Annotated in this window: 13 protein-coding genes; 2 read left to right on the top strand and 11 right to left on the bottom strand. The window is 65.0% G+C overall.

What is annotated here, in order from left to right; all coding sequences use genetic code 11:
* The first annotated feature begins 2 nt into the window (after window positions 1-2).
* Window positions 3-1,019: a serine hydrolase domain-containing protein gene (locus ACLF6J_RS11035; RefSeq protein ID WP_421076879.1), complete on the top strand. Its 1,017-nt coding sequence runs from the start codon at window positions 3-5 to the stop codon at window positions 1,017-1,019.
* Here the strand turns inward: ACLF6J_RS11035 and ACLF6J_RS11030 are convergent.
* The 11 genes from ACLF6J_RS11030 to rpmH form a co-directional block, all read right to left on the bottom strand.
* Entirely contained in the window at window positions 1,007-2,194 is a 1,188-nt protein-coding gene (locus tag ACLF6J_RS11030; RefSeq protein ID WP_134352581.1) for an exo-beta-N-acetylmuramidase NamZ family protein, read from the bottom strand. The genes ACLF6J_RS11035 and ACLF6J_RS11030 overlap by 13 nt on opposite strands.
* Window positions 2,195-2,306: 112 nt before the next feature.
* Window positions 2,307-2,642, bottom strand: coding sequence for a tryptophan synthase subunit alpha (locus ACLF6J_RS11025; protein WP_131491656.1), 336 nt, complete (start codon window positions 2,640-2,642; stop codon window positions 2,307-2,309).
* A 9-nt stretch (window positions 2,643-2,651) separates the two neighbouring features.
* Window positions 2,652-4,100: a sugar porter family MFS transporter gene (locus ACLF6J_RS11020; RefSeq protein ID WP_081996971.1), complete on the bottom strand. Its 1,449-nt coding sequence runs from the start codon at window positions 4,098-4,100 to the stop codon at window positions 2,652-2,654.
* Between the two features lie 62 nt (window positions 4,101-4,162).
* The gene (locus ACLF6J_RS11015) at window positions 4,163-5,134 is read right to left on the bottom strand and encodes a ParB/RepB/Spo0J family partition protein (protein ID WP_131491655.1); all 972 of its coding nucleotides are present in this window, start codon (window positions 5,132-5,134) and stop codon (window positions 4,163-4,165) included.
* Window positions 5,134-6,060, bottom strand: a complete 927-nt coding sequence (locus ACLF6J_RS11010) for a ParA family protein (RefSeq protein ID WP_134352582.1) — start codon at window positions 6,058-6,060, stop codon at window positions 5,134-5,136. Before ACLF6J_RS11010 ends, ACLF6J_RS11015 begins: the two co-directional genes overlap by 1 nt.
* Before the next feature lie 1,343 nt (window positions 6,061-7,403).
* Entirely contained in the window at window positions 7,404-8,027 is a 624-nt protein-coding gene (gene rsmG, locus ACLF6J_RS11005) for a 16S rRNA (guanine(527)-N(7))-methyltransferase RsmG (protein ID WP_134352583.1), read from the bottom strand.
* Window positions 8,028-8,060: 33 nt separating this feature from the next.
* Window positions 8,061-8,552: a protein jag gene (locus ACLF6J_RS11000; RefSeq protein WP_131491652.1), complete on the bottom strand. Its 492-nt coding sequence runs from the start codon at window positions 8,550-8,552 to the stop codon at window positions 8,061-8,063.
* On the bottom strand, window positions 8,549-9,619 hold the full coding sequence (gene yidC / locus ACLF6J_RS10995; RefSeq protein WP_047519766.1) for a membrane protein insertase YidC: 1,071 nt from the start codon (window positions 9,617-9,619) through the stop codon (window positions 8,549-8,551). Before yidC ends, ACLF6J_RS11000 begins: the two co-directional genes overlap by 4 nt.
* 3 nt (window positions 9,620-9,622) lie before the next feature.
* Window positions 9,623-9,973 (bottom strand): membrane protein insertion efficiency factor YidD, encoded by a 351-nt coding sequence (gene yidD / locus ACLF6J_RS10990; protein WP_081996891.1) that lies wholly within the window; start codon window positions 9,971-9,973, stop codon window positions 9,623-9,625.
* Window positions 9,970-10,320, bottom strand: coding sequence for a ribonuclease P protein component (rnpA, locus tag ACLF6J_RS10985; protein WP_131491651.1), 351 nt, complete (start codon window positions 10,318-10,320; stop codon window positions 9,970-9,972). Before rnpA ends, yidD begins: the two co-directional genes overlap by 4 nt.
* Before the next feature lie 6 nt (window positions 10,321-10,326).
* Window positions 10,327-10,464, bottom strand: coding sequence for a 50S ribosomal protein L34 (gene rpmH, locus ACLF6J_RS10980; RefSeq protein WP_013584598.1), 138 nt, complete (start codon window positions 10,462-10,464; stop codon window positions 10,327-10,329).
* Between the two features lie 316 nt (window positions 10,465-10,780).
* Here rpmH and dnaA point away from each other — a divergent pair, with 316 nt between their 5' ends.
* Window positions 10,781-12,172, top strand: a complete 1,392-nt coding sequence (gene dnaA, locus ACLF6J_RS10975) for a chromosomal replication initiator protein DnaA (RefSeq protein ID WP_131491650.1) — start codon at window positions 10,781-10,783, stop codon at window positions 12,170-12,172.
* Window positions 12,173-12,235 lie beyond the last annotated feature (63 nt).

Below are 12,235 nucleotides of genomic sequence, written 5' to 3'. Positions count from 1 at the left end.
CGATGGTGAACGGTGCCCCGGGTTCCGCCTGGGCCGCGCTGCGGAGCATGGCGGGCGTCGATACGCTCGAGCTTCTCGGCACGCTGTCCGCCGACGATCCGACGCCCGTCAGCGAGGAGAGCCTGTTCGACCTCGCCTCGCTCACCAAGGTGTTCACCGCTGTCGCCGCATTGCGTCTGGTCGATGCCGGGCTCATCGCGCTCGACGAGCCGTGCGCCGCTGTGCTGTCGATCGGTTCCGGTCCGGGCTCCGGAGCGATCACCCTCCGACAGCTGCTCCTGCACACCTCCGGACTACCTGCGGAAGGCCGGATGTGGCGCTCGGGACTGCGCGGCGCAGCGCTCCAGCGTGCGGTCGTGGCAGCAGATCTCGTGAGCGCACCTGGTACCGAGCACCGATACTCGGACGTGGGATTCATCGCCGTCGGCACGCTTCTCGAACGTGTATCGGGCCGCCCGCTCGCACAGCTCATCGCCGAAGTCGCGGCGCTGCTCGGCGCCGACACTCTCACGTGGAGTCCGGATCCTCGCCATAGTGTCGCCACCGAGATCCAGCCGCACCGTGGTCTCGTCCGCGCCGAGGTGCACGATGAGCTCGCTTCAGCGCTTGGTCGGCCCGCGGGGCACGCCGGGCTGTTCGGCACCGTGCACGATGTCGCCGCGCTGGCGCGCATGATCCGTGACGACGGCGGCGGCCCGCGCCGACGTGTGCTCTCCGCCGCGTCCGCCCGGATGCTCACGGTTCCCGCGGTCCGGGCCGACGGGTTCGAGCAGGCGCTGGGATTGCGTGTGCGCCAGCGGTCGTGGATGGGTGGCGGCGAAGCGGTCGGTCATACCGGATTCACCGGGACGGCATTCGCCGTGAATCCGCACACGGGGGACTTCGGCGTGCTGCTCCTCAACCGTGTGCATCCCACGCGGGAGGACGCCGACGTCACCGGCGTACGGAGGGAGTTCTTCGCCTTCCTGTCCCGCGACAAGGCTTCGGATCCTCTGGATGGCGACCCTCAGCGCGGATAGAGCAGCACGTCGTCACCGTAGAACTCGTCGACGCGTTGGGGCGCGCTGTGGAGACGGTCGAACGAGCGCTCCCCGTTGATCGCCTCGCGAAGCGAGGACGAGCCCCAGAGTCGGTCTAGCGCATAGCCGACGTCTCCGGGGTCCAGTCGTTCGCCGGCATTCAGGCTGCGCACGTGTTCTGGAGCGGCGGCCCGGGCGCACTGGAGAATCGCGAGTGCAGTCCCCACAGGGTCATAGGTGCGGTAGTCGGAGATGTGCAGCTGAATGCCGCGCGCGGTTTCACCTGCGTGCTTGTGGAACGTGGGCTGGAACGCGATCTCGCGGATCTGCACGCCGGGGAGGTCCCGTTCTCGAAGCGCTGCTGCGAAATCGGTGGGGAGGAAGGGCGCCCCGATCGTCTCGAACGGGCGCGTTGTACCCCGTCCCTCGCTCAGGGTCGTCCCCTCCACCAGTCCCGTGCCGGCGAAGGCATAGACGGAATCGAGAGTGGGGATGTTCGGCGAAGGCGGTACCCAGGCCAATCCCGTCTCCGTCCAGTCAGCGGCGGGGTTCCAGTTCTCCAGAGTGATCACGCGCAGGTCTATGCTCAATCCCTCCTCCGCGAGGTCTCGGACCGCGAACAGACGTGCGAGCTCGCCTGCTGTCAGGCCGTGTCGCTGGTGGATGTCACTGCGCCCGACGAAGCTCGTGAACCGGGCTTCGCTCACACCGGGGCCGCTGAGCACCGCACCGCCGAGAGGGTTGGGGCGGTCGAGGACGGTGAAGGGGAGCCCGAGGCGCGCCGCACTGCGCATGGCGTCGAACATGGTCCAGATGTAGGTGTAGAAGCGCACCCCGATGTCTTGCATATCGAAGACGAGCGCATCCACGCCGGAAGCGAGGATCATCTCGTCGAGACGGTCTCCCTCGGCCAGATAGGTGTCGCTGAAGGGAAGCCCTGAGCGTGGGTCGCGCTCGATGGATGTGCTCTCCCCCGCTTGGACGGAGCCGTCCAGGCCGTGTTCAGGACCGAACAGATGCTGGAGGGGGACACCAGCACTCTGGAGGGCGTCGATGTTGCGGGAGAGGTCAGGCATCGTTCCCGTGAAGTTCGTGAGGAGGCCGATGCGCGACCCGGCGAGGAGTTGCGGCTGGCTGCTCGCCCGCTCGGCTCCGATACGCGTGCGTTGTGCCATGAGGAACTCCCCCGTGTCGACGAGCGGTTATCTTTTTACCAGTCTGGCACAGGCGATGAATATTATGTGCAGAATCTGAGAAGGCAAGGCCCGCCCGTGACCACCCGCGCGCTCAGGAAGCGTCGGCGACGGTGGGGTCCCAGCGACGGTGGCGCTGGGTCTCGTCCAGCAGACCCCACACGGCAGAGGTCAGTTCGGGGTACTCCAGGGCGATCTGTCGCAGCACCCGATAGTGCCGGGCGGCATTGGGTCGCACGCCGTCGTTCGCGTTGATGTTGTCGGCCCGGAGGAGGTACACGACGAGCTCGTCGATGCTCGGCAGGTCTTCCATGAACTCCCAGGGGTCTTCGCCACCGAGAAGACGTTCCTGGATGAGCACCGCGAGTTCGTCAGCCGCTTCGGCGCGCAGCACTTCCAGGCTGGCGCGGCGCTGTACGGACTCGGACATACGTCAAGCCTACGTCTCCCGTACGGCCTTCCGGCGCCGTACGGTCAGTTCATCGCTCATCTCCTCGAGCTCCTTGCCCTTCGTCTCCGGCACCTTGAAGAACACGAAGAAGAACGAGAGGAGGGCGAAGAACGCATAGAACCCGTAGGCGAACGTGAGGCCGATCTCCGCAAAGGCGGGGAACGTCGTCGAGATGAAGAAGTTGGCCACCCACTGGGCCGCGGCGGCGACGGCGAGAGCTCCCGCGCGGATCGAATTGGGGAAGATCTCGCCGAGGAGGACCCACACCAACGGACCCCAGCTCGCCCCGAAGAAGACCACGAAGCCGTTCGCGCAGATCAAGGCGATGGTCGCCCAGGGGTCAGGGAGGGTCGCCGTCCCCTGCGCATCGAGTGTCCCGAACGAGAACGCGAGCGCCATGAGTCCCAGCGTCACCGTCATACCGACCGAGCCGACGAGCAGCATGATGCGCCGGCCGACCCTGTCGACGAGCAAGATGGCGACGATGGTCACCACGATGTTCGTCACCGAGGTGATCACCGACGTGAGCAATGCGCTGGATTCGTCGAAGCCGACCGACTGCCACAGGGTGGTCGAGTAGTAGAAGATCACGTTGATGCCCACGAACTGCTGGAACACCGAGAGCAGGATACCCACCCAGACGATCGGCTTGAGGCCGAGTCGGCTTCCGCGTAGGTCGCGCAGCGACTCCGAGCGTTCGGTGTCGATGGTGCCGGTGATCTCCGTGATCTTCGCATCGACGTCGATCGTCCCCGTGACTGTCTCCAGCACCTCTGCGGCACGCTTCAACTCGCCCTTGCGCACCAGGTAGCGCGGTGATTCCGGCAGACGCAGCGACATGATGCCGTAGACCAGCGCGGGGATGGCCTCGACGATGAACATCCAGCGCCACGCGGTGAGTCCCCACAGCGGCTGATCCGCGGCCCCGGCGAGGCCCGCGAGCAGAGCATCGGAGAGCAGCGCGGCGAAGATACCGGTCACGATCGCGAGTTGCTGCAGCGAACCCAGACGCCCACGTATCGCGGCCGGCGATACCTCAGCGATGTAGGCCGGGGCGATGACGGACGCCGCACCCACCCCGAGTCCGCCGATCACACGCCAGACGATCAGGTCGACGACACTGAACGCGAGCCCGGAACCGATCGCGGAGACGAAGAACAGCGTCGCAGCGCCCACCATCACCGGGATGCGTCCGTACTTGTTGGACACCGGTCCGGCGAACCATGCACCGACCGCACAGCCGATCAACGCCGACGACACCGCGAAGCCCTTGAGAGCCGTTCCGAGATCGAATCCCGAGACGTCACCCGCGAGCGCGTCGACGGCGCCGTTGATCACCGCGGTATCGAAACCGAACAGGAATCCGCCCAACGCCGCGGCGATACTGACCGCGATCACACGGCGTTGGACGCTTGCGGGACCCTCTGCTGCGGACATGACATTCCCCCCTCGTCGTCGAGATGACGCGAGTCTAAGGGACCGAAACGGCCCCGGGGATGTCATCGCGCCGAGCCGTAGCCGCTTTCGCCGAGCTCCTCGAGGATCCGATTGAGGTCCTGGATGGAAGCGAAATCAATCGTGACCTGGCCTTTACGAGCGCCGAGGGCGATCTTGACCCGTGTGTTCAGTCGGTCGCCGAGTTTGCCGGCCACCTCGTCGAGATACGCGCGGCGCGCCCCCGGGGTCGCCTTCGCCGACTTGCCGGCGGCCGGCTGCGCCTTCGCCGCCTCCTCCGTCGCGCGCACCGAAAGGTCTTCGTTCACGACCTTGTCGGCGAGGCGCTGCATCGACTCCGGAGTCTCGAGGCTGAGGATCGCGCGGGCATGTCCAGCCGTGAGCACTCCGGCTGCGACCCGCTGCTGCACGGGGACGGGCAGCTTGAGCAGACGGATGGTGTTGCTGATCTGCGGACGCGAGCGACCGATCCGTGTGGCGAGCTCTTCCTGGGTGATGCCGAAGTCATCGAGCAGTTGCTGGTACGCCGACGCTTCTTCCAGCGGATTCAGCTCGGAGCGGTGCAGGTTCTCCAGGAGGGCGTCGCGCAGAAGGTCTTCATCGGCGGTGTCGCGGACGATCGCGGGGATGACGTCGAGACCGGCCTCACGTGCGGCACGGGTACGCCGCTCCCCCATGATGAGCTCGTAATCGCCTGTCGCGTTCTTGCGGACGACCACGGGCTGCAGCACACCGAACTCGCGGACGCTGTGCACGAGTTCCGCCAGGTCATCGGCATCGAAATGCGTACGCGGCTGTCGGGGGTTCGCGACGATCGAGTTCGGATCCACCTGGATCAGGTGAATCCCGGGCACCTCTTCGAGCTCAGGAGTCTCGGAATCCGGACCGATCGTCGCCTCCGTCTCCGCCGGTCGCAGACTGGATCCGGGGAAGAAGACGTCGACGGGACGCTCCGCCTGATCTGCGGTGGGGATCAGCGCCCCGATTCCCCGACCGAGCCCTGTGCGCTTCGCCATCATTTCTCCTTGCTCTGCGTCGCGATGCGCGACGCGATCTCGACGGCCGCTTCGCGGTACGCGATCGCGCCGGCGGACTGCCCATCGTAGGCGATCACCGTCTGGCCGAAACTCGGGGCTTCCGATACTCGGACGGACCGAGGGATCACCGTCTCCAGCACCTGATCCGGGAAGTGTGTACGCACCTCTTCCGCGACCTGCTGCGCCAAGCGCGTGCGTCCGTCGAACATGGTCAGCAGGATCGTCGAGAGGTGAAGAGCCGGGTTCAGGTGCTTCTGGATCATCTGGATGCTCCCGAGGAGCTGGCTCAGACCCTCCAGCGCGTAGTACTCGCATTGGATCGGGATGAAGACCTCGGAGGCGGCCGTGAACGCATTGATGGTGAGCAGTCCGAGGGAAGGAGGGCAGTCGATGATGACGAAATCCATCGCGTTCTCGACGAGGTAGTCCTCCAGTGCTCGACGGAGGCGGTGCTCCCTCGCCACCTGGGCGACCAACTCGATCTCCGCGCCCGCCAGGTGGATGGTGCTGGGGGCGCAGAAGAGGTTGGGGTCTTCCGGGCTCGGCTGCACGATCTCCGCGAGAGGGAACTCGTCGATCAGGACGTCATAGACACTGGGGGTGTCGGCGCTATGGGGGACTCCCAGGGCAGTGGAGGCGTTTCCCTGCGGGTCGAGGTCGATGACCAGCACCTTCGCCCCCAGGCCAGCAAGCGCCGAGGCGATGTTCACTGCCGACGTGGTCTTGCCGACGCCGCCCTTCTGGTTGGAGACGGTCAGAACTCGGGTATCCCCCGCGAACTCCACCTTCGCTGCCTCAAGCGCGCGCCTCCGCGCAGAGAGGTCGGCGAGTTCCCGCGCGAGCGGTGTGTCCATCCCGAACGATTCGTTCGCCGATGTCTTCTCGGACTGTTTCACGTGAAACATCCACTCCTTTCGGGGCCGCGTTCCACTCTAATCGCACGGGGCGACGTTGGATGACGACCAAGCTCTCCCGCGCTCGTCACGGTTCTTCGGAGAAGGTCGCGACGTTCGTTTCACGTGAAACACCGCGCGTCGACATATCTATACGAGTGGCCCTCCCCAAGGGCAATCTCCTCGATGATCCTCAGCTTCCCCCGCTTTTCGCGCACTGACCGTCACCCGCCCAGTTCCCGTCCACGTCGGATCGAACTCCGCCTTCTCACCCCCCGCTCGGTCGGGCGCGCCGACAGCATCAGCATTCGGACAATCGCGATCAGTGGGTGTTTCACGTGAAACGTTGTTCTGAACCGGGGGTAGAGGGCCACCGACAGGCGAGCACCCCGACGCCTGCGAGGAATGAGAGGTCAGCGTGCACGCGACCACGAGCGCACCGATGCGCCCCAGGGATGGCGCACGACGAACACAGATGCCCCGGATGGCCTTCCCGAGCTGCACGCAAGCGCAGTCCCAACGATGGAGCGGGCGGGATACGCCTACATGCCACCAGCGGCAGAGGAAACGCACTCAGCTCGTCAGGCGCAGGTTCACGTGAAACATCCTTCCGCCCAGCCGGGGATACCGCACATGGGGACGCCGGAAGCCCACAAGAAGGCGAGGGGGTCGTCATGCAGCAGAGAGCAATACGTGAAGCCCCGCATGAACTTCCCGAGGAACCACGCAAACGGGATCAGGCGTCCCCGACCACACGGAGGCGGCTGTCGAAGCGAAGTGTGCCGGCACGATCTCCTACCGTGCGACGACACCGAGAGTATGGAGCCGATCTTCCAGGAGCCGCTTCACGTAAAAAATCAACGTCCGGCACCGCTCTGTGAGCTGAGCACCGACGACTCCTCGCAAGAATCGCCGCGGTCTTCCGTGGCCTGGAGCAGACCACGCCCGTACGCAGACGTCACGTTCCGTTCCCATCCCCTCCCCCATGCGGGCGCCGACACCACAGCACCCCGGTTCGAGGGACGGGCGTCTCCGTTTCACGTGAAACATCGTTGGAAAGCAAACACTCCGACGGTGTCGCCTCAGCGCTCGAAACGCAACGACACCGGAGCATCCACGACGATGCACTGCGTGAAACGCCTCGCGGGGTCCACACCGACAGCTGAACGCGGCACTCACACCGTCCACTCCTCCGCGATGCCGCGTCGACGCCGATCCCTCAAGCGCCGATCGGTGCTCTATCCGAGAGGGCCTCCACCGACACCAGAAGCCCCAAGGCTTCGTGGCGGCAAACTCCACCGCAGACAAAGGCGGGGTGTTTCACGTGAAACACGCCGCCTTGATGTCAGGAGGAACTACCGAACGCGGGCACGAACCACGCGGGTCGTCTCGGTGAGAACACCCTCCCCCAGCACTTCCACTCGCACGTCCGACAGACGGAACTTCTTGATCTGCTTCTGCGCAGCTTCGATCTCGTTCGCGGCGTTCATCCCCTTGAGCAATGCAAGCTCTCCGCCGTCCCGCACGAGCGGGGCAGTGAGAGGGATGAGCGTACGCAAAGCGCTGACCGCCCTCGCCGTGACGACATCGAAACCCTCGGCGGGATGAACATCCTCGGCACGCGCACGCTGCACCACGACATTGGCCAGTCCCAGCGCCTCCACCTGCTCGGTGAGCCACGTGACCCGACGCTCCATCGGTTCGATGAGAGTCCACTTCACATCAGGACGCGCGATCGCGAGCACAATGCCCGGGAGGCCGGCCCCGGATCCGATGTCAGCGACCGAACCGTGGAAGAGCGGAGCAGCGATCACACTGTTGAGGATGTGCCGCGTCCACAGGCGCGGAAGCTCGAGCGGTCCGATCAGACCCCTCTCCTCACCCTCACGTGCGAGCGAAGCCGTGAACGCTCGAGCGAGATCGATGCGGTCACCGAAGAGTTCCGCGGCGACCGCAGGCTCGCTTTCGATCTCAGTCATCGGCAGTTCCCGAACGATGTTTCACGTGAAACATCAACGGCGACGAAGGACCGTGTGGCGGTCAGCGCCCTCACCGTACGACTCCGACACCAGGCCACGCTCGGCCGCGATATCGTGCACCAGCTTGCGCTCATAGCTCGACATCGACGGCAGCGAAGCCTGCGAGGAGCCTTCATCGAGCTTCGCGGCCGCTGCATCGACCAGTGTCTCGAGCTGCCGACGGCGCGTGTCACGCGAGCCGGCGATGTCGAGGATCAAGCGGGAGAACGACCCGGTCTTGCTCTGCACCGCGAGGCGGGTGAGCTCCTGAAGCGCCTGCACCGTGTCCGGGGCAGAGAGAAGAGCGAGGCCATCGCCCTCCGCCTCCACCGAGACATACGCGCGCCCCTGACGCACGTCGAGGTTCAGGTCACCGTCGATATCCGCGATGTCGAGGAGTTCCTCGAGGTAGTCCGCGGCGACGTCGCCTTCATTCTCGAGCTGAGCCACGGTGGGCTCGGAGCTCTCGGTCATGGTTTCACTCATGAACCGTTCCCCTTCTTCTTCGCACGCTTCTTGCCCACGGGCTGCTGACGCTTGGGCGCCTGAGCCTTCGCCTTCTCCGCCTCCTCGAGCAGACGCTGCTGCTCGGCCTCGTACGCAGCCATCGGGACGACCTTGCCGGAGGAGTCGATCGCCTTGCCCTTGCGAGCGAGTCGCTCCTCACGGGCCTTGGCGGCTTCCGAGCCGGGAGTCGGCATCTCTCGGATGACGAGGAACTGCTGTCCCATGGTCCAGAGGTTGGAGATGAACCAGTACACGACGACGCCGAGCGGGAAGAAGACACCGGAGAAGATGAATCCCAGCGGCAGCACGTAGAGCATGATCTTCTGCATCTGGTACGCCTGGCCGGTCTTGGCCTCCGGCGACAGGTTCTTCGAGATGATCTGCAGCTGCGTGAAGAACTGCGAGGCGATCATGAGCACGACGAGCGTGACCAGGATGATGATCGCCGTGGTGTTGTTGGCGTCGACCGCGTCACCGAGGGTCTCGTGCAGGGACGCGACCCCGAAGAGCTTGGCGTCGTAGAACTCCTTGGTGAGCTCAGGGTTGAGCAATCCCACACCGCCGAGGCTCTGCTCCGCATGCTTCTTGACATCGCTCAGCACGCTGTACAGCGAGAAGAAGATCGGCATCTGCACAAGAAGGGGAAGGCAGCTCGACATCGGCGTCGTGCCGTGCTTCTTGTAGAGCGCCATCGTCTCGCGGCTCATGGCCTCGCGAGAGAGCTGATCCTTCTTGCCCTTGTACTTCTCCTGAACTTTCCGCAGTTCAGGAGCGATTTCCATCATCTTTCGCTGGCTCTTGATCTGCTTCACGAAGAGCGGGATCAGCGCAGCGCGGACGACGACGACGAGGCCGACGATGGACAGTACCCAGGTCAGACCCGATGCGGAAGGAAGACCGACGGTGGTCAGAAGCCAATGCCAGGCGACGAGGATCAGCTCGACGACCCACTTCAGCGGCCAGAGGATGGTGCCGAGCAGGTCGAATCCCCCCGCCGCAGGTTCGGGGCTGGGAGTCGCGCTGGCGAGCAGAAGGTCAAGACCCACCGATCAGTCCTTTCGGGAAGGGACGACGAAACCGTGTGTGGTCAAGTCGTAACGGAAGTGGTCGTGCGGCCGGACGTCATCGACGCCGCCGCTGGTCCAGGGATTGCAGCGGAGGATGCGCCACGCCGAGAGCGCCGCTCCCTTCACTGCACCATGCTGCTGCACCGCACCTACAGCGTAAGCCGAACAGCTGGGGTAGTACGCACAGACATCTCCATACATCGGGGAGATCACCTTGCGGTACGCCGTGAGGAATCCCAGAACGAGGTTCCGGGGGATCACCGGGATGGTCCGCACCAGGTCGCGCGCATGCCATCGCGCCGTTCCCACAGAAGACGCCGGTAGCGCGGTCATGCCGACACCGTGGCGGGCGCGAGTCTGCTCAAGCAGCGATCGACGTCGGCGCGGAGATCCGCGAAAGTCGCGCTGGAGGACGCAGGAAGGGCACGGATGACGACATCCGTGCCCTCAGGGACGCGCGGGAGCGCCTCCGCGCACACGGCTTTGAGTCGCCGACGCACGGTATTGCGCACCACAGCGGTGCCCACCTGCTTGCTGATGATGAATCCGAACCTCGCGGCCCTGTTCTCGCCCGTCGCCAGCACCGAGGTGATGACGCGCGCCCCACCACAACGGGATCCGCGTCGAACGACCAGACGGTAGTCGCTCCCGCGGGTCAGTCGATACGGGCGGGCGAGCACAGCGGACTACGCAGAGAGCTCGGTGCGGCCCTTCGCGCGGCGTGCAGCGAGGATGCCGCGGCCGGCACGCGTACGCATGCGGGCACGGAAGCCGTGCTTCTTGGCGCGACGACGGTTGTTGGGCTGGAAAGTGCGCTTGCTCATGGAATCACTCCGGGAATGCTGCCACCGGATTCACTTCGACCGGAGACATGGGGAACTGCCAAAAATGGCATAAGTCAACCGACTTAGGGTACGTCCTACCGGCGCGCAGAGCAAATCTGCGCGCTTCCGCGAGGGCGGCCCGGCGGGCACCGCACAGCCATTATCCACAACCGTGGCGCGCCCGGCAGGCACAACACGCGCGCGTGTTTTCAAGGGCAGGTTGCCGTTCACAGCCGGGATGACTACCGTGGCATCCTAAGTTATCCACAGGGGGCACGGCACGTCGACCCCGCCTCGATTCCTCGTCCGGAGCGTCATGACATCACCTGCCCAGCCCGACGTCCCGATCTGGACCACGGTGCAGGAGCTGCTGGCCGACGACGATCGCGTCACCCCCCAGCTGCAGGGCTTCCTCAGCCTCGCCGTCCCGGCCGGCGTCATGTCCGCGACGCTGTACCTGGAAGTCCCCAACGATCTGACCGCAGCGCAGATCAACAAGCGTCTCCGACTCCCGATCATGGAGGCCCTTTCGCACATCGGCGAAGAGGTCACGTCCTACCGCGTCGTCGTGAACCACGAACTGGCGGAGCAGCAGACGGCCCCCATCGCCGTCGGAGACTTCGGACGCACCGAGCAGAGCCGCGTCGAGTCCCCGATGGAACAGCCCACACAGCTGCGTCACGAATCCCGACTGAACCCGAAGTACACCTTCGACAACTTCGTCATCGGCCAGTCCAACCGATTCGCACACGCTGCGGCGGTCGCCGTGGCCGAGGCGCCGGCCAAGGCGTACAACCCGTTGTTCATCTACGGCGACTCCGGACTCGGCAAGACACACCTCCTCCACGCGATCGGTGACTACGCGCAGTCGCTCTACGCCGGAGTCAAGGTCCGCTATGTCTCGAGCGAGGAGTTCACGAACGACTTCATCAACTCGATCGCGAACAACCGCGGTGCCGCGTTCCAGGCCAGGTACCGCGACGTCGACATCCTCCTCATCGACGACATCCAGTTCCTGCAGGGTCGCGCCGAGACCCAGGAAGCGTTCTTCCACACGTTCAACACGCTGCACGATCACAACAAGCAGGTCGTCATCACCAGTGATGTCGCGCCGAAGCACTTGACGGGCTTCGAGGATCGGATGCGGAGCCGCTTCGAGTGGGGCCTCATCACCGATGTGCAGGCACCGGACCTCGAAACCCGCATCGCGATCCTCCGCAAGAAGGCGCAGAGCGAGGCCCTCCACATCCCCGACGAGGTGCTCGAGTACATCGCGACCGTCGTCTCCTCGAACATCCGCGAGCTCGAGGGTGCACTCATCCGCGTCTCCGCGTTCGCGAGCCTGAACCGCTCTGCCCTCGACATCTCCCTCGCGCAGACCGTGCTCCGCGACATCATCGACACGGCGGAGGACAACATCATCTCGCCGACCGACATCATCACGGCCACGGCGCAGTACTTCAAGCTCACCGTGGACGATCTCTACGGTTCGAGCCGATCGCAGCAGATCGCCACGTCACGACAGATCGCCATGTATCTGTGCAGGGAGCGCACGAGCCTGTCCCTGCCGAAGATCGGTCAGCTGTTCGGCAACCGCGACCACACCACGGTCATGTACGCCTACAAGAAGATCAGTGAGCTCATGAAGGAGCGTCGCTCCATCTACAACCAGGTCACCGAGATCACGACGCAGCTCGGCCGACGCTGACACGCCGCACCTCCGAAAAAGTGGAGGACCGCACCCGAATGGATGCGGTCCTCCACTTTTTTG

The sequence above is a fragment of the Microbacterium sp. IO18 genome (assembly GCF_049099505.1).
GTDB classification, from domain to species: Bacteria; Actinomycetota; Actinomycetes; order Actinomycetales; family Microbacteriaceae; genus Microbacterium; species Microbacterium aurugineum.
Note: the sequence above shows the minus strand (reverse complement) of the source record. Positions and strands in the feature narration are given on the sequence as shown.